This window comes from Chitinimonas arctica (genome assembly GCF_007431345.1).
Taxonomy (GTDB): Bacteria; Pseudomonadota; Gammaproteobacteria; order Burkholderiales; family Chitinimonadaceae; genus Chitinimonas; species Chitinimonas arctica.
Genome location: NZ_CP041730.1, coordinates 997,881 through 1,018,668, shown reverse-complemented (window position 1 = coordinate 1,018,668; position 20,788 = coordinate 997,881). Strand labels below are relative to the sequence as shown.

The 20,788-nt window shown below is 60.1% G+C and carries 11 protein-coding genes and 1 tRNA gene; 9 read left to right on the top strand and 3 right to left on the bottom strand.

The window, feature by feature from the left end; translation table 11 throughout:
• Positions 1–45 precede the first annotated feature (45 nt).
• From FNU76_RS04505 to cysB, 3 genes are all read right to left on the bottom strand, one after another.
• Positions 46–636: a TetR/AcrR family transcriptional regulator gene (locus FNU76_RS04505; protein ID WP_143856595.1), complete on the bottom strand. Its 591-nt coding sequence runs from the start codon at positions 634–636 to the stop codon at positions 46–48.
• A gap of 84 nt (positions 637–720) precedes the next feature.
• Entirely contained in the window at positions 721–1,593 is an 873-nt protein-coding gene (locus tag FNU76_RS04500) for a head GIN domain-containing protein (protein ID WP_179958349.1), read from the bottom strand.
• An 80-nt stretch (positions 1,594–1,673) separates the two neighbouring features.
• Positions 1,674–2,609: an HTH-type transcriptional regulator CysB gene (gene cysB, locus FNU76_RS04495; RefSeq protein ID WP_143856593.1), complete on the bottom strand. Its 936-nt coding sequence runs from the start codon at positions 2,607–2,609 to the stop codon at positions 1,674–1,676.
• A gap of 134 nt (positions 2,610–2,743) precedes the next feature.
• Here cysB and FNU76_RS04490 point away from each other — a divergent pair, with 134 nt between their 5' ends.
• From FNU76_RS04490 to FNU76_RS04450, 9 genes are all read left to right on the top strand, one after another.
• Positions 2,744–3,445 carry a phosphoadenylyl-sulfate reductase gene (locus FNU76_RS04490; RefSeq protein WP_143856592.1) on the top strand — a complete coding sequence of 234 codons (702 nt, stop codon included), beginning with the start codon at positions 2,744–2,746 and terminating at the stop codon, positions 3,443–3,445.
• Positions 3,446–3,535: 90 nt separating this feature from the next.
• Positions 3,536–3,626 (top strand) — tRNA-Ser (locus FNU76_RS04485).
• Between the two features lie 869 nt (positions 3,627–4,495).
• Complete coding sequence (locus FNU76_RS04480) at positions 4,496–13,120, top strand: RHS repeat-associated core domain-containing protein (protein ID WP_143856591.1); 8,625 nt, start codon at positions 4,496–4,498, stop codon at positions 13,118–13,120.
• 7 nt (positions 13,121–13,127) lie between these two features.
• Entirely contained in the window at positions 13,128–13,664 is a 537-nt protein-coding gene (locus tag FNU76_RS04475; protein ID WP_143856590.1) for a hypothetical protein, read from the top strand.
• A 42-nt stretch (positions 13,665–13,706) separates the two neighbouring features.
• Positions 13,707–14,075, top strand: coding sequence for an immunity protein Imm33 domain-containing protein (locus FNU76_RS04470; protein ID WP_143856589.1), 369 nt, complete (start codon positions 13,707–13,709; stop codon positions 14,073–14,075).
• Positions 14,076–14,552: 477 nt separating this feature from the next.
• Positions 14,553–17,246: a tetratricopeptide repeat protein gene (locus FNU76_RS04465; protein ID WP_179958348.1), complete on the top strand. Its 2,694-nt coding sequence runs from the start codon at positions 14,553–14,555 to the stop codon at positions 17,244–17,246.
• Between the two features lie 201 nt (positions 17,247–17,447).
• Positions 17,448–17,978: a GspMb/PilO family protein gene (locus tag FNU76_RS04460; protein ID WP_143856587.1), complete on the top strand. Its 531-nt coding sequence runs from the start codon at positions 17,448–17,450 to the stop codon at positions 17,976–17,978.
• On the top strand, positions 17,971–18,504 hold the full coding sequence (locus FNU76_RS04455) for a hypothetical protein (RefSeq protein ID WP_143856586.1): 534 nt from the start codon (positions 17,971–17,973) through the stop codon (positions 18,502–18,504). Before FNU76_RS04460 ends, FNU76_RS04455 begins: the two co-directional genes overlap by 8 nt.
• 6 nt (positions 18,505–18,510) lie before the next feature.
• Positions 18,511–20,787 (top strand): secretin GspD/PilQ domain-containing protein, encoded by a 2,277-nt coding sequence (locus FNU76_RS04450; protein WP_143856585.1) that lies wholly within the window; start codon positions 18,511–18,513, stop codon positions 20,785–20,787.
• Position 20,788: the final 1 nt, after the last annotated feature.

The following is a 20,788-nucleotide window of genomic DNA, read 5'->3' as shown; positions in this document are numbered from 1 at the left end:
ATAATCCGGCCCTCAGGCCGGAATGGGGTGAAACGTTCAAGCAGCCTAAGCGTGCAACATGCGTTCAGTTGCCGCCTGGGCGAAATCGAAAGCCTCGGTATTATTCTGTACCTTGGTCAGCAGGGCCGAGCCCAGCCAAAGTTGATAGACGCTTCTTGCCAGGACATCGGCCGGCGGTCCTGCTGGAATGGAGCGATCGGCCCGGCCGGTCTCGATATAGACCACCAGCCGCTCGATGACCGCAGCGATACCGTGCTCCAGCTGCGCCCGCATGGACTCGGACAAGTCACAGACCTCGCCGGTCAGCTTCACCACCAGGCAACGCGACGGGACATCGCTTTCGTCGCTGGCGCAGCGCCAGGCCGCGAAATACTGATCGAGCTTGGCGCGGCCGGTCAGTTCGGTATTGGCCACCAGCTCGTCCAGCCGGCTCAGATACATGCCGAAGTAGCGCTCCAGCAGCGCCACGCCGTAGGCTTCCTTGGATTCGAAGTAGTGATAGAACGAACCCTTGGGCACCTGCGCCGCGGCGAGGATCTCGGTCAGGCCTACTGCCGCGAATCCCTTGCCCAGCATAATGGCTGCGCCGGTGGCGAGCAGGTGTTCACGGGTATCGTCGAACTGGCGGACTGTCATGCTGCGCAGTGTAAATCTAAATTAGACCGGTCGTCTAGTGAATTATTCCGACCCAGTTCGAGATGCGCCACGCAGGCGTTACCTTCAGGAGGCCAGGCTGGCGTTATCACCGCTCAACTGCTGCTTGGCCGGTTTGCCATGGATGATAATCTCGCCCGAACCCATGGCGGCGGCGGTGACCGAGGTGCTGGCATAGGCGATGATGTCGCCCGAACCCATCAGCTGTAGTTCGGCGGTATGGGCATGCAGTTGCTCCAATTGCAGATCGCCGGAACCCAATACGCTGCCCACCAGTGTTTTCGCGGTGCCGGACGCCGTGATGGTGCCGGAGCCTTTGAGATTGGCTTCAAAACGATCCACATCGACCGAGCCCATCGTCACTTCGCCCGCACCGAGGAGATCCAGCGTGATGTTGGCGGGCTTCAAGGTTTCGCTCTGCAAATCGCCGGAGCCGACCAGGCGGGCCGTCAGCAGTCCCAATTGGCCCGCCAGCTTGATATCGCCGGAGCCGGTCGATTCCAGCTTCAAATCGCCACCGGCCAGGCCTTCGACCGAGATATCCCCCGAACCGGTGCTCCGCAGGACGGCAACCGCTGGCGTGACCAGGATGACCTTGAGCGGTCCCTTGCTGGAAAAGGAGCGCTTGTTGCGAATGATCAGTTTGTCGCCCGCTTGCTCGGTCACCACCTCGGCCAACAGGTTTTCGTCACCTTCCACCGTCAGGCTGGGCGTAGCGCCGATCCGAATCTGCACATCGACCCTGCCGGTTGCTTCCACTTCCTTGACGGCGCCTACCGTACGCGTCTGGCTGGCATGTTTGCCATTCCCCGCCAATTCATTTTCGCCGGTGACCGAGATATTGATTTCGCGGACTTCGCCGCTCTTCTCGTCGGTACCGACGTGGACATTGCAGGCTGCCAAGGGTAGGCACAGTGCCAGGAGCAGGCTGGATTTCATGACAGTTTCCTCTTGTTGGTGATGCGCCGGATTAGACATTCTTGTGAGTATGTTATATCCGGCAATCGGAAATTGCACGACTAATCGTCACCCTTGTTGTTTAGTCCCGCATCCACCACGGCATGGGTCAGGTGCGGCGCGAAACGCTCGATAAAGGCATAGGTATAACCGCGCAGATAGGCGTCGCGGCGGATGCCGATATGGGTGGTGGAGGCTTCGAACAGATGCGAGGCATCGATCGCGAACAGGCCCTGGTCGCGTTTCACATCGAAAGCCATGCTGGCCACGATGCCGATGCCCAAGCCCAGGCTGACATAGGTCTTGATCACGTCGGTATCGATGGCGGTCAGCACCACATTGGGGCTGAGGCCGGCGGTCTCGAAGGTACGGTTGATCTTGGAGCGGCCGGTGAAGGCAAAATCGTAGGTGATGATGGGGTAGCGGGCCACGTCCTCGATTTTCAACACGCCCTTGATATCCAGCAGGGGATGGTTGTCCGGCACGATGATGCTGCGGTTCCAGCTATAGCAGTCCAGCATGGCCAACTCGGGGAACTGGTCTATGCCCTCGGTGGCAATCGCGATATCGGCGGTGCCGTCCATCACGTATTCGCAGATCTGCGTGGGGCTGCCTTGCTTGATCTGCAGCTTGACGCCGGGGTAGCGCTGCATGAAGTCATGGATGGTCGGTGGTAGCGCATAGCGCGCCTGGGTGTGGGTGGTGGCGACCACCAGGCTGCCTTCTTCTTCGTTGACGAACTCTTCCGCCACGCGCTTGAGGTTTTTCGCTTCGCGCAGGATGCGCTCGGAGATCTTCAGGATCTCCCGGCCAGGCGCCGTTACATCCACCACGCGTTTGCCGTTGCGGACAAACACCTGTACGCCCAGCTCGTCTTCAAGCAGCCTGATCTGTTTGGAGATGCCGGGCTGTGAGGTATGCAAGGCCTCGGCCGCGTCCGACACGTTCAGGCCCTGCTTCGCCACTTCGACCAGGTAACGCAGTTGTTGAAGCTTCATGTCACACCTTGTCCACACATTTGAAATAACCGACCTTTATAAAATCTTAACACATCAGTCTTTAATGATTATTAGGCGTGGGCCTAGCATGATGTCCTTCCCGTACCGCAACCGCCCACCTTGGAGCCATCATCGTGCAAGCCGCATTGAGCCCAGCACTGCAGGCCAAGTTGGATGTTACCTTGGCCTTGCTGCATCAGATCGCTGCCGAACACGGTCCCGCCGTGTTCGCCAACTCGCTGGGGGCGGAGGATATGGTCCTGACCGACCTGATCGCCCGCCATGAAATCGCCATCGAATCATTCAGCCTGGACACCGGCCGCCTGCCCGCCGACACGTATGCATTGATGCAACAAACCCGGGAACGCTACCCGGCACAGCCGGTAAAACTGTATTTCCCCCGCGCGGAATCGGTAGAAGCCTATGTCAACGACAAGGGCATCAATGCCTTCTACGAGTCGGTCGAATTGCGCAAGCAATGCTGCGCCATTCGTAAGCTCGAACCGCTCAAGCGAGCGCTGGCTGGCCGGCAAGCCTGGGTGACCGGCCTGCGCCGCGAGCAGGCCAGCACGCGCACCGACATGGCCCCGGAAGAGTGGGATGACGCCAATGGCCTGCGCAAGTTCAATCCCTTGCTGGAATGGACCGAGAAAGATGTGTGGGCCTATATCAAGGCCTTCGATGTGCCCTACAACGCCCTGCACGATAAACACTACCCCAGCATAGGTTGCGAGCCCTGTACCCGCGCCATCGCCATGGGCGAGGACATTCGCGCCGGCCGCTGGTGGTGGGAAAACCCGGAAAACAAGGAGTGCGGACTGCACGCCAGGAAATAATCTTCACAATCGGTGCCGCCGAGATTGCGGAACGGCACATGCTCGGGTACTATTCGCGCCCTTGTGTTTGGTCCTGCCAAGACAAGTACTGGAGAGGTGGATGAGCGGCTTAAGTCGCACGCCTGGAAAGCGTGTATAGGTTAATAGCCTATCGGGGGTTCGAATCCCCCCCTCTCCGCCAAGAATTACTTTAAAATCAATGACTTAGATTTTAAAAGAGTGGCGTATTTGGACTGTTTTGGACCTGTTTTGACTGGGTTACGCCAGCATTTACGCCAGCATTTTTTGAGCCCCGACTTCTGGTTGGGGCTTTTTCGTTTCTGCTCTCCGGCGGAGCGCGTGCGGTTAGGTTGTTGCTTATATTTCGTCAAGCATAGTCTTTCGGTCTTCGTCAATAGGGGTGCTTTTGCCCTATCACGATGGCAAGGCCCGCTCATCCTCGACAAAGCCTAGACAGCAATGTCAAATGCGTTCAGGCGACAAGCTTTTCCGGTCGTTCATCTGGGAATATGCAGTGACAGGTTCGATTCCAGTCGGAGGCGCCATTCCCAAGCCGCTCTGATCTCATCAAAACCATGTAGTTGCAAGGTTTTTGCGGTCTCCCAACTATTCCCCGGCGGCTTCAAGCAGTTTATGTATTCACGCGCTGGTCACACGTGAACTCGCCTATCTGCCTCATTGTCGAGTTGCCATGACTTCAGTTGGCAGTTGCTGAGCCGGGCCGCGCCGATAGCCGCTTCGTACTCTCCCGGAAGCTATCCCCATACCCTGGGGATAAGTACTGGCATAACCTTGGAACATGTCGGCTAACCTGTTGGCAGGTAGTGAAGTATGGCGATATGCCTTTTTTTTAGGCGCAAGTAGATTTCCTCGCTTTTGCCCACAACCCAGTCTACAAGCCATTGCTGCCTTAGATTGTTTGTTGCGCCGCAATAATTCGCTTGCCCATTCCAATCCTGCTCATATATATTCCGCGCCCCGGCGCTTAGCCGGGCGTGCCATCCTCCTCGTTGTGCGCGCTATCACTTTGATTTATCGAAAAGAAACAGAATGCGTAAAGCTGGCGTGGCACATCGTTTGGCGGTACTGGGCAACACACGTGGTACGGATTGGCTGGCGAGCTTAGGTGCCTTGCTGCTCGGCGTCTCCGCCCTGGCGGCCGTGCCCACGATCACGGTGCAGCGCACGCCAGCGCCCTTGATTGCCGGTCAGCCCTATAGCGTCAGTTGGAGCACCAGCAACGCCACGTCGGTCACATTCGAGTGTACCGCCGCCGGTACCGGCTTTGCGGGTACGGGTACGGTCGGTACCAGCGGCAGTGCGCCTGGCACGGCCAGCGCCGCCTGGGTCGGCTATCCCTCACGCTGTATCTGGACCGCCAAAGGCCCGGACGGCAGCGCTGCCGCAGCGGACTATTTCACCACGGTCGCTGCTGCGCCCCCGCCTACGATCAATCTGCAACGCGTGCCATCGCCCATGGTGGCCGGCCAGCCGTATAACCTGACCTGGTCCACCACCAACGCCACCGCCGTATCCCTGAGCTGTACCGCCAGCGGTACCGGCTACACGGTCAGCAATCTGGCTCTGGCCACCAGCGGCAATATCCCCGGCACGGCCAGTGCCGCCTGGGTCGGCTATCCGTCAAGCTGCACCTGGACCGCTACCGGTCCCGGCGGTTCCAGCAGCAAGGGGGAAACGCTGACCACGGTCAAGCCGCCGGCACCGACCATCACGGTACAGCGCAATCCCACCACCATGACGGCGGGGCAGGCGTATACCTCCACTTGGTCTACCACCAACGCCACCGCCGTGTCGTTAAGCTGTACCGCCAGCGGTACCGGCTACACGGTCAGCAATCTGGCTCTGGCCACCAGCGGCAATATCCCCAGCACGGCCAGTGCCGCCTGGGTCGGCTATCCGTCAAGCTGCACCTGGACCGCTACCGGTCCCGGCGGTTCGACCAGCAGTGTCGAAATCCTCAACACGGTTGCCGGCGCCAATCCGGCCCGGCCTACCGCCACGCTCAGTGCCAGTCCCAGCAATGTACGGATTGCCGCCGGCCAAACCGCCGCCATCACCTTGACCGGCAGCGGCAGCGACGTCGGTGGCCAAGTGGCCAAGCTGGAACTGCTGCTCGACAGCGGCAGCGGCTATAGCGCCACCCCCATCAAGACCGTGCTGGGTACAACGCCCACCGCCAGCTTGAGCTATGTCCACAATCTGCCGGCCGGTTTCTACCGCTTCAAGCTGCGTGCCACCGACAACCAGGGTGCCAGCACCGACTCCACGCCGTTCCCGGTCAATATCACCACCAGCCCGCTGTTGGGCAGCCTGAGCGGCATTCGCAGCAGTGCCGACGGCAAGGCGCAACTGGTGGGCTGGACCTGCCAGGCCGGTACGGCGCAAGCCATGAGCTACCAGGTCTTCCTGAACGCCCCCACTCAAGCCTTGGGCGGCACGCCGATCGGCACCGCCAACCTGGCCAACCTCAGCGACGAGCTGGACAACGCCGCCGTGCAAGCCGCCTGCGGCACCCCCGGTGTCGGCCACAGCCTGCGCTTTGATCTGAGTCCCTATACCAGCAGCTACGCCGGCAGCCCGATCTTCGTGCAGGCCACTGCCGCCAGCGGCAGCCTGGTACTGCCCTGCGAGGACCGCAACTGCACCATGCCGGGCAGCCTGCGCATTGCCCTGACCACGCCGGCCGATTTGGCGGTGTACAAGGGTGTGTCCGATATCTTTATGCGGATCAAGCTGAGCAATGGCACGGGTAGTTGCGACGATGTGTCCTTCCTGTTCGACGGTGCATGGCTGGGTAAGGCGCAAGGGGTCACGGCCGATAGTGAAGCGGGTACCTGCTATGTGACCAAGCGCGGGGCCGCCCCGCGCGCTGCACCGTATCTGATTACGGCGCGTATCCAGCAGGGCAATACCACGCTGTATGCGGCCCACCGCTACGTGCAGGTCATCCCCAGTACGACCATCAGTCTGAGTAGCCCGGAAGCCGGCAAGACCCTGACGGCACCGGCCAGTATTACCTTGAATGCCACGGCCACCATTGGCAGCGGCAGCATTACCCGTGTCGAGTTTTACAATGGTGCGACCAAGCTGGGTGAGGACAGCAGTGCGCCGTACAGCTACAGCTGGACGGCGGTGCCCACAGGTAACTATGCCAATCTGACCGCCAAGCTGGTGGATAGTCTGGGTGGTGTGACCACCAGTGCGCCGGTTGCGGTGACCGTGACGGCCAGTCAGGGAGGCGGCGGTGATACCCCCGTCAAGATTAGCTTCGCCTCCAGCTATGTAGATGGCCTGATCACTGGCGGGGTGGATGCCGGCAGTCTGCCAGGCGAGCTCAGTGTTGGCGGTGGCGCGGCCAGCTATAGCCTGCCGATTGCCGTCCCGCCGGGTACCGCTGGTTTGGCTCCAAGCCTCAGTCTCAACTACAACAGCAACGGCAGCAGCGGCCTCGCCGGGCTGGGTTGGAGCCTGAGCGGCCGGTCCAGCGTGCAACGCTGCAGTCGCAGCATTGCCCAGGATGGCGAGCACGACACCGTCCGTTTCGACACGCGCGACCGCCTGTGTCTGGATGGCCAACGGCTGGTTCTGGTCAACTTGGCGATGAACGATGCCAACTACTGGGCGGAGAACGCCCAATACCGCACCGAAATCGACAGCTTCAGCCGCATCAGCCGCTTCAGTGCCAATGGCAAGCTGGGTTTCAAGGTCGAGACCAAGTCTGGCCACACCCGCTATTTCGGCGTCAATGGCCTGGATGGCCAGGCCAATAGCTATGTACAGGCCCAAGGTAAGACGGAGGCCATCAGCTGGGCCTTGGACCGAGTGGAAGACCGCTCCGGCAACCGCATGACCCTCGGCTACCGGAACGACCCCAGCGTCGGTGAAAACCTGCCCGCCTGGTATCGCTACGGCGGCCATGCCACCACCAACGCCGACGTGATCGTGCGGCTCGACTACGAAAACCGTCCGGACAACACCGACAACACCACCGGCTGGGGCGCCGGCGGCAAGGCGTATCTGCTGAAGCGGCTCAAGACCATCACCACGGCGGTCAATACGGCGGCCAATGGCGATGGCGGCGACATCGCCAGTGTCTATACCCTCGATTACGTACAAAGCCCGCGCAGTGCGCGCAGTCTGTTGCGCAGCGTGCAGCGCTGCGACGGCGACCGTAACCGCAACAGCGCCGTCCGCTGTCTGCCGGCCACCACCTTCCAATGGGGCGAACCGGCGGCCGGTACAACCAAGCGCTTTGTCAGCCTGGGCAACTGGGACGGTCCCATTCTGGAAGACTGGGTGGCGAGCATGCCGCCCCCGCTGCCTTCGAGCAGCACACCGCCCGAGGAAGGCAATGATCCGCTCGATATGATCGTGATGGGCGACTTCAACGGCGATGGCTACACCGATATGCTGGACAAGCGCCGCGTCGGTGGCCGGATGCACAGGCTGTTCCTGGGCAATGGCCGTGGTTTCGACAGCCAGAACGTGTTCACCGGCCAGCCTGCCGCCTTTACCGTACTGGAAACCGGCGACTTCGATGGTGATGGCCAGCTGGACTTACTGGGCGCTGAGGGCATGGTCGATGGCTATGGCGTGGTCCGTAGCCAATTCTTCAGCAAACGCCAACTTTGCTACGCACGCTTTCGTGAAGGTCAAGGCTTTACCTGTAGCGCCTGGGCCGAGGCGGACGCCATAGCGGGGGGCAACCGGAGCGGTCTCCCTACCGTCTACGACTTCAACGGCGATGGCCGCACCGATATCCTGCTGCCCGGTAGCATTTACTCGTCGGAAGACGGGACGTCCAGCAATGAGCAGCTCTGTCTTTCCAGCGGCAACGCCTTCAGCTGCCGCTTGCTGGCCAGCGGCCAATTCGACCTGGGGCAGGCCGGCCCCTTGCTGGCCCGCAGCTATAGCGGCGATAGTGCCGACATCAATGGCGATGGCCGCGCCGATCCGCTGCGGCTGACCCGCGCCAGCTTCGATGCCGAGCGGCGCAATTGGATCGACACCCATACCGGGGTGTGGGCCAATATCCGCAGTGAGAAGGGCGCCGCCAACCACAAGGTGGCGGACTTTATCGAACTGAGCGTGCTGAAAGGCAATCCGACCGGTATCTTCTCGGCCCGCATGGCCGTCACCGCCCATGGGCAAAGCACGCTGGTGGCCGATTTCAACCACGACGGCTACACCGACCTGCTGTTTGGCTTGGAAGGGGGCGACAAGGATTGGCTGACCGGTGGACGCTTATGCTATGCGACCGGCGAGGCAGCCGCCAGGCTGGACTGTCGTGCGCTCGCCGATACCGGTTACCGCCTCAGCGGCGCCGGTTCCGATCAAGTCGATTTCCGGATCAAAGCCGTCGGCGATATCGATGGCGACGGCGAAGCCGATATCCTGGCCGGCGACCCCTACGGCGGTGTGCAGCGCGTCTGCCGGATTACCGGCAGCGGTGGCTACCAATGCGAAAGCTGGACGCTGCCGCAGCTGCCGTACCCCACCGCACCGCCAGGGCGTCCTGCCCCTGCGGGCAATCGTTGGCAGGAAACCGCCCGCTTGCTGACCGGCGATTTCAACGGCGATGGCCGCATGGACCTGGTCAATTACACGCTGGGCGGCAAATGGGAAGTATTGAGCGCCGAGTCAACGGCCCAGCCTGGTGAAGCACTGGATAAGTTGCTTGCCGTCACCGATGGCACGCTTCGCCGTAGCCAAGTCGAATACGGCTCGCTGCGCGACAGCAATCTCTACCTGACCAGCGCCGCCGCGCTCGACCCCGCTGCTGCCGATACGGTGCGCTATCCGCTGCGCCGCATTGCCCCCGGCCCTACCAAGGTTGTGAGCAAGCTGCGCATCGACAATGGCGTGGCCGATCCAATCGTTACCAGCTATCGCTACGCCGCCGGCGCGGTCGAGCTAACCGGCCGTGCCAATCCCGGCTTCCGCGTGGTCGAGACCACTGCCCAGGCCAGCGGCATCCGCAGCCTGATCACCACCCGCCAGGACCCGGCGCAGTGGCAAAGCCGGGGCATGCTGGAACGTAAGCGTACCCTTGCCGCCAGCGGCGCGGTCCTCAGCGAGACCACCGCCGATGCGCAAGTCCGCGCTATCCAACAAGCCAACGGCAGCGCGACCTGGTTCGTCTATAGCGGCAGCGAGATCGGCGACAAGTACGACCTGGACCGCAGCCCGCTGGGCCACACCGTCACCGCCACCAGCTACGACGACTGGGGCAACCTCAAGCAAAGCGACAGCCTGATCAGCGGCAATGGCAAGACCTTCCGCAACCTGACGATCAATACCTACCAGGCAGCCAATGCCGGCGATGCGCCTTGGCTACAAGGCCTCGTCAGCCGCACCGTCAACGCCAAGACCGACGGCTATGGCCAGACCATCAGCCGTACCGTGGCCTATGGCTACGACGCCAAGGGCTTGCCGGCCAGCGAGACCATCGAGCCCGACGATGCCACGCTCAAGCTGAAGCTGGTCACCCGCTTCGACCGCAGCGGCAATCCCTTTGGCCTGGTCAACAAAAAGACCCAGACCTGGCGCGACCCGGTCAGCAACAACGACCGCAGCCGTACCCTCGAAGAAGTGCAATACGATCCGAAAGGCCGTTTCCCGCAAACGGTCAAGAACGCCATTGGCCACAGCGAAACGCGCACATACGACCCGCGCACTGGCGCGCAAACCAGTGTCACCGGCCCGAACGGTTTCAAAACCACCTGGACCGTCGATGGCTTCGGCCGCAAGTTGGTCGAACTGCGCGCGGATGGCACCGAGACGCGTAGCTACCTGAAGCAATGCAATGGCAGTTGCCCCGTTGCCGGTGCAACGCAAGTGGCCATCACCGACAGCTACAAGGGCGCCGACCGCATTGCCGTACCGACCCTGGTCTACAGCGACAACGCCGGCCATGCCTTGCGCAGCCAGAGCTGGGGTTTCGCTGGGCAGGTCATCAACACTGACCACAGCTACGACCGCCGTGGCCGGCTGGAAATCAGCTACCAGCCAGCGTTTGCCGGCAGTACGCCACTAAAGGCCAGTCGCAACGGCTACGACGACTTGGACCGGGTGATCCTGGTCGCTACCCTCAATGAAGGCAATGTCGAGCAGACCAGTACGACCACCTATCAAGGTCTGCAAACTGTCCTGACCAACCCGAAGCCGCAAAGTAAGACCGATATCCGCAATGTGCTGGGCCAGCTGGAAGTCAGCAAGGATGCCAAGGGGGGTATCACCGAGTACGGCCATGACGCCTTCGGCAACCTGACCCAGGTGATCGACCCCGGTAAGAATATCGTCCGCATCACTTACGACCTGCTGGGCCGCAAGACCGACCTGAACGATCTGGACCTGGGCACCATCCACTACGACGTGGATCCGCTCGGCCGCGTCTGGAAACAGACCGACGCCAAACAGCAGGTCACCCGCTCGACTTACGACGATCTCGACCGGCTGACCAGCCGCAGCGAACCGAGCCTGGAAAGCCGCTGGGTCTACGACACGGCTGCCCGTGGTATCGGCCAGCTGGCGGAGGCCTACACGCTGCGCAGCGGCGCCAAGGACTACCAACGTACCCACAGCTACGACAGCCTGGGCCGTCCGGACACCACCACGCTGACCCTGGACACGGTCTACAGCAGCAAAGCCGAGTATGACGCCTGGGGCCGATCCCTGCGCCAGACCCACCAGCGCGGCACCGACGCCAGCAAGGCCAAGCGCTTCGAGCAGCGCTACAACCAGTACGGCTACCTCAGCCGGATCGAACGGCAAGGGGTAGCACTATGGCAAGCCACCGAGCAGGATGCCGCCAACCGGGTACGCAAAGCCACGCTCGGTAATGGCTTGCAGATCCAACAGACCTACAACATCTATACCGGCCGACTGAGCGATGGGGAACTGACGAGTCCGCAGACCGGCTTGCAATGGCGTGAGAACTATCTCTACGACAAGTTGGGCAATATCGAGCAGCGCAGTCAGTTTTGGGCGGACAGCAGCTTGACGGAGACGTTTGCCTACGACGATCTGAATCGCCTCAGCAAGGCGACCGCCACCAACCAGCCTACCCAGGAATTCACGTACGACGCCATCGGCAATATGCTGAGCAAGACCGGTGCAGGTACCTACACCTACCCGCCACAAGGCCAGGCCGTGCGCGCCGCCAATAGCGGTGGCCCGCACGCGGTCAGCAGCATCAGCAGCCTGGGCGCCTTCCGCTACGACGCCAATGGAAACCTGATCGAAGGTGCCGGCCGCAAGCTCAGTTGGACCAGCTTCGATATGCCGCACTGCATCACCACGGGCAGCCTGAACGCCGACGGTCGCTGCGGTAGCGGCACGTCCAGCGAATTTGCCTACGGCACCGAGCATCAGCGCGCCAAGCAGATCAAGAGCGACGGCACGACCATCTATTACGCTGGTGCCATCGAAGCGGAAACCACCGGCAGCACGGTCAAGGCTATCAAGACCTACTGGCCGAACGGCTTGGGCGTGGAAATCGACAAGGGCAGCAGTACCGACCAGCACTGGACCCATGAGGACCGGCTTGGTAGCGTGGTGGCCATCAGCGACCAGACCGGCGCGCTCAAGGAAAGGCTGAGCTACGACGCCTGGGGCAAACGCCGCAACCTGAACGGCAGTGCCAGCAACGTGGACGGCGCGATCGACAACAAGGGCTTTACCGGCCACGAGATGCTGGACGGTTTGGATCTGGTGCATATGAACGGCCGCGTCTACGATCCGCTGGTGGCGCGCTTTATGAGCGCCGACCCCATCATCCAGGATCCGGAGCATAGCCAGAGCTATAACCGCTACAGCTACGTGTGGAATAATCCGACCAATCTGACCGATCCAACGGGGTTCGAAGCAGCGAAAACGGTGGAAGTGACCGGCTCTCGTATTCCGAGGATGGAAGGTGAAACCGGTAGTGTGATGATACCGGTTGCCATCAGACAAAAGGGAGAGAACGAAGCCGGCAATGGTTCTGTTCCGAGGAAGGCTTCGGCAAACAGCAATGCCGCAAACAGTAGTGCGTCATTTGCAAATACCTTGATGCAAGGAGCTAAAGACGCATATGGTTGGACGACGCAAAAGGGTGAAGAGAGCGCCCAGTACTGGGCGAATGAATATAACGAATGCAAGAGCATAGTTTGTAAAGCTGCTACAGGCGTGCCTGGCGTGCTGGCTTCTGCTTGGACTCCTAAAACAGCTGGTGAAACTGCTATGACGCTTGGTGGCGCGGGAGTTGGAGCTATTGCAGAAAGAGGCTTGGTTTTTGCTGCCGGACGTATGATGGCTGGAGCAGGTGCCTCGGGGGTTGGGGCAAATGCGCTTGCCAATTTACCAGCAGAGTTGCAATGGGGTAGGAATGCGACAGGGCATCTCATAAAACACGCTGAAGAGCTTGGTGTTACGGGAAAGACGCCGCAAGAGTTGCAGAAAATGGTCCCCGCGTTGAAATCGGCTGCCAATGCGTTGTACAAGAATGCTGATTTTGCAGCTGCGCGTATAGGTCAATGGCATCAATTCAGCGATGCCATTATGATTCCTTCGAGAGGCCGAATGATCGTCACGGAATCGAACGGCACGTTCATTACGACCATAGGTAAGACTACTAACAAATGGTTCAATGCAGCAAAAGCGGCAGCCGAGTGAGGGTTACATGGTACTGAATTCGCAGTTAATTGATTGCATAATTGGAAAGCACGTATCGTCCTTCGTACTGCGTGTTTTCCCACCTTTCGCTGAGAGCGTATTGTCTTCTGCGGATGTTTCGTTTTTGCTCCGGCTTGACGATGGGAAGTGGTACTTATTCCATGTGCGTAGTGACGACAACTGGTCAGTGGAAATTTGTTGTGCCGAAGAACCAGATTGCAGGGGGTGGGATGAGTTTAATGCTCGCATTCCTCTCATTTTAAGCGGTGAAATAGAGTCGGATTACGACTATGAATTTTACAATGGAACGGATGCGTCTATTTTTAGTGGGATTGCCCATTCTAGGGTTTTGTCGGTCGATGTCTTAAGTTCTGAAGGGTCTAAAGATGCGTTTGGTATTCGTTTGAATTTTGAAGACGATTTCATTCTTTTGTATCCCAATACGGATGGTAGTGCTATTGAAACTAAGGAGTTTAAGCAGGGTCGAGGGCTTCGCGAATTTGAAGTATTGGGTAAGATCGAGATTTCTACGAATGTGGGCTGAAGGGTTTGAAAAAATTAGCGGACTGCTGGGGTTTTAATAAAAATGCAGTTTGAAAGTCAGCAGAAGAGCGTTTGCGAAGTGATGGGGGTGCCCTTTACTTCATATGGTCCGCATATGAAAGTGGGCATCTCAAAAAACGTGCTCAGTGGGCTGCGGCCGTTAAACGGGCTACGCATTCAGCCGGAAGGGGATACGTGTGGCTGGTATATATGGGCTGGGGAAGTTTGGTTCGACGCGCCGGACTTCTTTGTTCCGTTGCATGCTGTGCATTTGAATGAGTGGGCGCCACTGGTCCTTAAGTATTTAGGGCTGCCACCTGGTTGGCGGTTCCTTGTGACTGAAAAATACGAAGATATGTGGGAGGATCTGGATTTACTGACCAATAAGCCCAGTCCTTTATCTGGGGGTTAATCGGCGTCGAAATACTCCCTGTCGCTCTGGTCGTTCAACCAAGGCGGCGGGCCTGAATCGGCGCAGGCTTCCCAATACCCCGCTTCATAAGGTGGGGGTTCCTGCTCGTTGGCGTCATCTCTCCAGGGCGTCGGCTCCGAATCGCTGCAAATCTCCCAATAACTGGGCTCGTAGGGTGGCGGTTGGTCGTCAGTCGTTGTCGTTGCGATCCCGGTTTGCTCGTCGGTCGTCGTTGCGACCTCTGCTTGCGTACAGTTATTGGCACAAGTCCTAGATGGCCTTGCTTCGCCCGCCACTCGATTTTAAGACCGTGATTGTGAACATCTTCTCGGAGCCGGCATTTAAACGCTTTGCGACCGTTGAAACGATCCATTTGGCTGGATGTCTTTATTAGCCACGATTGTGCCATGGCCTCGCGCTTGGCCGGCGGACAGCCCATCGGCTGTCAGAATATGCAGGAAATCAGAAGGATATGGAATGAAGTTGCGGGTTTGGCTACTTACGGTAGCGATTGGATTGTCCAGTATGGCCTGGGCGGGAATGGACGGGCGTGAAGGCAACTACGAAGCAGGCCTTCATCAAATGTCGCTCAGTGCCTGGCGTGCGTTGGCCGACGATGGCGATGCGGCTGCGCAGAACTGTCTTGGCGCAATGTATCAGCGTGGTCAAGGCGTCTCACGTGACTACCACGAAGCTGTGGTTTGGTACCGCAAGAGCGCTGCGCAAGGCTATGCGATGGCACAGTTCAACCTCGGGTCTCTGTACTACCTGGGCCGTGGAGTGCAGAAGGATTATGCGCAGGCAGCGGCTTGGTACGGCAAGGCCGCTGCACAAGGCCATGCAATTGCACAAGCTGCATTGGGCGAAATGTTTGAATATGGCCTGGATGTGCCAAAGGACGATATTCAGGCTGTGGCCTGGTATCGCAAGGCAGCGGAACAGGGGAATGCCTATGCGCAAACCCGGTTGGGCGCCCTTTACGAAGTCGGGCAGGGCGTGCGCCAGGATTATCCACTGGCAATCGACTGGTACAGCAAAGCAGCCGAGCAGGGGTACGCCGTTGCTCAGACCAAACTTGGATTGATGTATGGATTTGGTCGTGGCGTACCGGAGAACCATATGCATGCGGTGGCGTGGTATCGCAAAGCCGCAGAGCAGGGAAATGCCGAGGGACAAATATATCTGGGGACAATGTTCGATAACGGCCAAGGGGTACCGCAGGACCATAGCCACGCATTGGCCTGGTACCGTAAAGCCGCCGAGCAAGGGAGCGCCAAGGGGCAGGAATATGTTGGCGTGATGTATCAATATGGTCGTGGCGTATCACAGGACTATACCCAGGCGCTTGCCTGGTATGCGCAAGCGGCCAAGCAAGGCCATGCCTCGGCGCAATTCAGATTTGGCTGGATGTACGCGAATGGCCTAGGCGTCTCGCTGGACAACGTACAGGCCGCAGCTTGGTACCGCAAGGCCGCTGAGCAGGGGGATATCGAGGCGCAGACCACCCTCGGTTGGATGTATGAGCGTGGTAGAGGACTGCCTAAGGATTATGTCGAGTCATTGGCCTGGTACCGCAAAGCTGCTCAGCAAGGTAGTGCCGTGGCGAAAACGAATCTCGGGTTGATGTACGCTAATGGCCGAGGTGTCCCTCAAGACCCTATGCAAGCCATCGCCTTATACCGCCAGGCAGCCACGCAAGGGGATGAAGTGGCACAAGCCAAACTCGGCAACATGTATTTGAATGGCGTAGGGGTGGCGCAGGACGATGTGCAAGCTGCCGAGTGGTCTCGTGCGTCCGCGCTGCAAGGTAACACGGAGGGGCAGGCCCAACTTTGCGTGCTGTACTACACCGGCCGGGGTGTGCCGCAGGACTACGGGCAGGCTCTAAGCTGGTGCGGCAAAGCGGCCGAACAAGGTGATGTCGTGGCGCGGAATACGCTGGGGACGATGTATCTGAACGGCCGGGGCGTCACGAAGAACTATGCTCAGGCCTTGACCTTTTTTCGCCAAGCGGCGGCTCAGGGGGAAGCGGTACCTAAATATAATTTAGCAATTATGTATGAGCAGGGTTTGGGAGTGCCTCAGGACTATCCGCAGGCGAGAAAGCTATTTCGAGAATCTGCCGAGCAGGGGTACGTGGAAGCACAGTACCGCTTAGCCGGGATGTATGACTATGGGATGGGAGGAGAGAAGGATTTTTCTCAGGCCCTGGTTTGGTACCGTAAGGCTGCCGATCAGTCGCATGCCAACGCGCAGACCAGCCTGGGCTGGATGTATGAGCACGGCATCGGCGTAGCAAAGGACTATGAACAGGCTGTGGTTTGGTATCGCCGATCCGCGGAGCAGGGCAATGCTAACGCACAGGACAATCTTGGAAACTTGTACCACCAAGGCCATGGTGTGCCCCAAGACGATGCACAAGCCGTGAAGTGGTCTAGTCTAGCCGCCGAAAAGGGGCTCGCGAACGCACAGTTCAATCTTGGTTTGATGTATCAGAAGGGGAACGGTGTACGACAGGACCACGAACAAGCTGCCGTTTGGTTTCGTAAGGCGGCCGATCAGGGGTTGGCTAAGGCGCAGAACACCGTCGGGACACTATATCGTACTGGTGTAGGTGTGCTGAAGGATCAATCTCAAGCGCTTGACTGGTATCGAAAGGCCGCCGGGCAGGGTTTATCCCGCGCGCAATTCAATCTCGGATTGATGTATGAGGCCGGCTCCGGGGTACCGCAGGACTATGCACAGGCAATGGCCTGGTATCGCAAGGCAGCGAATCAAGAGCATCCCGCTGCCCAGTGCAATATTGGCAACCTGTTTGAACACGGCTACGGCGTGCCGCAGGATTATGCGCAAGCGATGATTTGGTATCAAAAAAGTGCCAAACAGGGGAATGCTACTGCGGAAGCTAGCATTGGAAAGCTGTATCAGGCCGGCAATGGGGTGCAGCAAGATTATTCCCAAGCCGCTGCGTGGTATCGGAAGGCCGTAGCCCAAGGAAATGCCCTTGCGCAGAACCAGCTCGGTTATCTGTACGAACATGGCCTAGGGGTGGAGAAAGACGTGCAGCAAGCGCTCGACCTTTACCAAAAATCCGCGGCCCGGGGGGAGGTTGACGCACAGAAAAATCTCGACCGAATATCCAGGAAAAGCGCGGCAGTGCCTCACGATTAGACGCTAGCGCTTAGCGTTCTTTGCCGGTTCTTTCATACAGAGCGATCAGCCTCGCCTACTTGGCGCGCCGCACGATGCGCCAGGACTGCGGCGCTGACCACATCTGTCGCTTCGTGCGGGAAAATCCTTAATTAATAAGGACATACAGCAAAGACTTGCGATATAATCCGCGCCCTTTGCCTGATCCTTCGCCCGCTCGTCATGCCTCCGTTGTTGTCCCGCTACCGCTTCCAAGCCCGTCGTCTGCTGTACGCTCAGCCACGGCTGGTGGCCGCGCTGGGCTTGGCGGTGCTGGCTTTCCTGCTGGCACTGGCTACCCATATTCGCCAAGGCCAACTGGCGCTGGAAACCGCGCAAACCTGGCAAGCATCCCAGCCGCGCACGATGCCCTTGGTGGCTAAGCCCACCGACAGCGCGGTGGTTTTGCCGGCATTCGAGAGCAAGCAATTACTCGGCGCGCTCAATCGGGCGGCCGACCAAGCCAAGCTACCGCTGGACGAGCTGTCCTTCACGCTCGACGACAGTGCGAACCAGCCCTATCTCCGTTATCGCGCCAGCTTGACGCTATTGGCCGGTTATCCGGCGGTGCGGCGTTTCCTGGCCGGTTTGCAGGCAGGGCAGCCCAATATCGTGATCGATGGCGTGCAATGCAGCCGCGAAGACATTGGCCTGGCCGACCTGAGCTGTGAAGCGACAATTTCGGCGTTTTACCGGAAGCCGTCCCATGGATAACGCGGCGCGGCGTCGTTGGATGATCTGGGCGGGTTTGCTGGCGGCTACGCTGGTGGCGATCGTCTATCCGGTCGAGGAGGATGAGGTCGAGCTGGTCGAAGGGGTGCTTGCGCCTGGCGCTGCCCGGCCGTTGTTGGTCAAGGCGGCGTCGGTGACGACCCCGCCGCTTGCGCCGGCAGCGCCGTTGCTAGCCGTGGCCGACCCGTTCGCCCCGCGCAACTGGCAAGCACCGCCGCCCGTGGCAGCGCCGATACCCAACCCCGTTCAGGAGGCCGAGTTGGTGGGGCCGCCGCCTCCGCCGCCACGGCCTGCTCCACCTGCACTGCCGTTCCGCTATATGGGCAGCTTCAACGATGGCGGTGCGCAGGTCATGTACCTGAGCCACGACGAACAGACGCTATTGGCGCGTCCCGGCGATACGCTGGAAGGCCGCTACAAGGTGCTGCGCATGGATGCCCAGCACATCGAATTCGAATATCTACCGACCGGGGACAAGCAGATTCTCCCGATTGCTGCCTCGGAATAAACCGCTATGCCGATTTTCACTACCGCGCCTGGGCGCACTTTGATTCTTTTGGTCCTGTTGGGCCTGGGTGGCTGCGCCGCCGATCGCCACCACCGTGCCGGTTTATCCGCCATGGCGGACGGCCAATACGCCGAGGCCATCCGCGAGCTGCAGCAGGCGGCCGAGCTGGAGCCGCGCGATACCCGTTTTCGGGCCGATTGGCTGCAGCAGCGCGAAACCGCCGTCCGGCAATTGCTGAGCCGGGCCGAAACGGCACTGGCGGCGGGGCGCGAGGCGGAGGCCGAGCAGCACTACCGCGCCATTCTGAGCTTCGATCGCGACAATGCCCGTGCCAAGGCAGGACTGGTGCAACTCACCCGGCTGGCGCAAGCCGTCGACGCGACCGGGCGGGCGCGCACCGCCTTGCAGCAGGGTGATAGCGAGCAGGCCGCGCAATGGCTGGCGCGGGCCCTGGCCGACAACCCCAACCATGCCGAGGCCAAGGCGCTGCGGCGCGAGATCGAGACGCTGCAGGCGAAAGATTTGCTGAGCGCACCCAGTCTCGGGGCCATGTATCAGAAACCGATCAATCTGGAATTTCGCGATGCCAGCCTGAAGATGGTGTTCGAGGCCCTATCGCGCACCACCGGCATCAACTTTATCTTCGACCGCGAGGTGCGAGGCGATCAGCGCACGACGGTTTTCCTGAAGCAGACCGGCCTGGAAGACGCTATCGATGTCATCCTCACCACCAACCAATTGGACAAGAAGATCCTCAACGCGGGCAGCGTGCTGATCTACCCGAATACCGGCGGCAAGAGCCGCGAATACCAGGATCTGCTGGTCAAGGCCTTTTACCTGGCCAATAGCGAAGCCAAGCAGACCGCCAATCTGCTCAAGACCGTGCTCAAGCTCAAGGAAGTGTACGTCGACGACAAGCTCAATATGCTGATCTTGCGCGAAACGCCCGACACCATTGCCCTGGCGGAAAAACTGATCGCACTGCAAGACCTGGACGAGCCGGAGGTGATGCTGGAAGTGGAAGTGCTGGAAGTGAAGCGCTCGCGCCTGCTCGATCTCGGCGTCAAGCTGACCGACCAGTTGACGGTGGCACCGCTCACCAACAACGCCAGCAATTCGACCACCAATGCCGCCTCGCCGAGCTTCAAATTGAGCGAACTGCGCAATCTGAACGCCAGCAAATTGGGCATTACCTTGCCCAGTGCCACGATGACCTTCCACCAGGAGGATGGCGATGCCAAGCTGTTGGCCAATCCGCGTATCCGCGTGCGCGATCGGGAGAAGGCCAAGATCCTGATCGGCGACAAAGTGCCCATCGTCACCACCACGTCCACCTCGACCGGCTTCAATAGCGAAAATATCCAGTACATGGATGTCGGCCTGAAGCTGGAAGTCGAGCCGGATGTGCATCTGCGCGACGAGATCGGCCTCAAGGTGGCCTTGGAAGTCAGTTCGCTGGTCGGTGCGGTCAAGACCACCAACGGTTCGCAGGCCTACCAGATCGGCACCCGCAGCGCCAATAGCGTGCTGCGGCTGAAGGATGGCGAAACCCAGGTGCTGGCGGGCCTGATCAGCGACGAAGACCGTTCCTCGGCCAATCGCCTCCCCTTGCTCGGTGATCTGCCCTTGCTGGGCCGTTTGTTCTCCAGCCAGAAGGACGACAAGCAAAGGACCGAGATCGTCCTGTCGATCACGCCGCGCTTGATCCGCAATATCCAGCGGCAGTCGCCGGCGGCGGAATCGTTCTGGTCCGGTACGGAAGCCAGCCTGTGGACCAAGCCCTTGCAGTTGCGCAACCTGGAGACGCCGGTCGCGGTGGCCAAGCCCCTCGCCGCGGCCGAGCCGGCCGCCAAGCCGTCCGAGGCCGTGCCGGCGCCCGTCGGATTGCGCCTAAGCTGGCAAGGGCCGAGCCAAGCCAAGCTCGGCGAGACCATCCAGCTGAGTTTGCGGCTGGATAGCGCAGAAGCCTTGCGCGCCGCACCGATGCAATTACTGTTCGACCCCAGTCGCCTTGAAGTGGTGTCGGTCCGGCTGGGCGATTTCTTCGGCACGGCGCCGGTCAGCTTCAGTCAATTGGTCGATTCGGCCAGCGGCCGCATCACGGTCGGCCTGGCCGGGACCGGCCCGGAGGGGGTGAGCGGGCAGGGCAGTCTGCTGCTGATCGAGCTGAAGCCGCTGCAAGCCGACCCGGCCGTCGAGTTCAGCCTGGTCGGTATCGCACCGCTCGGCCCCCGTGCCGCGCCGTCGCTGCCGCTGCGCCATCCACTCGCCATCGTGCCTTGAC

What these genes read in the sequence shown, in the direction of transcription:
- FNU76_RS04505 (WP_143856595.1), bottom strand. Translation starts at nt 636, where the DNA reads ATGACAGTCCGCCAGTTCGACGATACCCGTGAACACCTGCTCGCCACC.
- FNU76_RS04500 (WP_179958349.1), bottom strand. Translation starts at nt 1,593, where the DNA reads ATGAAATCCAGCCTGCTCCTGGCACTGTGCCTACCCTTGGCAGCCTGC.
- cysB (WP_143856593.1), bottom strand. Translation starts at nt 2,609, where the DNA reads ATGAAGCTTCAACAACTGCGTTACCTGGTCGAAGTGGCGAAGCAGGGC.
- FNU76_RS04480 (WP_143856591.1), top strand. Translation starts at nt 4,496, where the DNA reads ATGCGTAAAGCTGGCGTGGCACATCGTTTGGCGGTACTGGGCAACACA.
- FNU76_RS04475 (WP_143856590.1), top strand. Translation starts at nt 13,128, where the DNA reads ATGGTACTGAATTCGCAGTTAATTGATTGCATAATTGGAAAGCACGTA.
- FNU76_RS04470 (WP_143856589.1), top strand. Translation starts at nt 13,707, where the DNA reads ATGCAGTTTGAAAGTCAGCAGAAGAGCGTTTGCGAAGTGATGGGGGTG.
- FNU76_RS04465 (WP_179958348.1), top strand. Translation starts at nt 14,553, where the DNA reads ATGAAGTTGCGGGTTTGGCTACTTACGGTAGCGATTGGATTGTCCAGT.
- FNU76_RS04460 (WP_143856587.1), top strand. Translation starts at nt 17,448, where the DNA reads ATGCCTCCGTTGTTGTCCCGCTACCGCTTCCAAGCCCGTCGTCTGCTG.
- FNU76_RS04455 (WP_143856586.1), top strand. Translation starts at nt 17,971, where the DNA reads ATGGATAACGCGGCGCGGCGTCGTTGGATGATCTGGGCGGGTTTGCTG.
- FNU76_RS04450 (WP_143856585.1), top strand. Translation starts at nt 18,511, where the DNA reads ATGCCGATTTTCACTACCGCGCCTGGGCGCACTTTGATTCTTTTGGTC.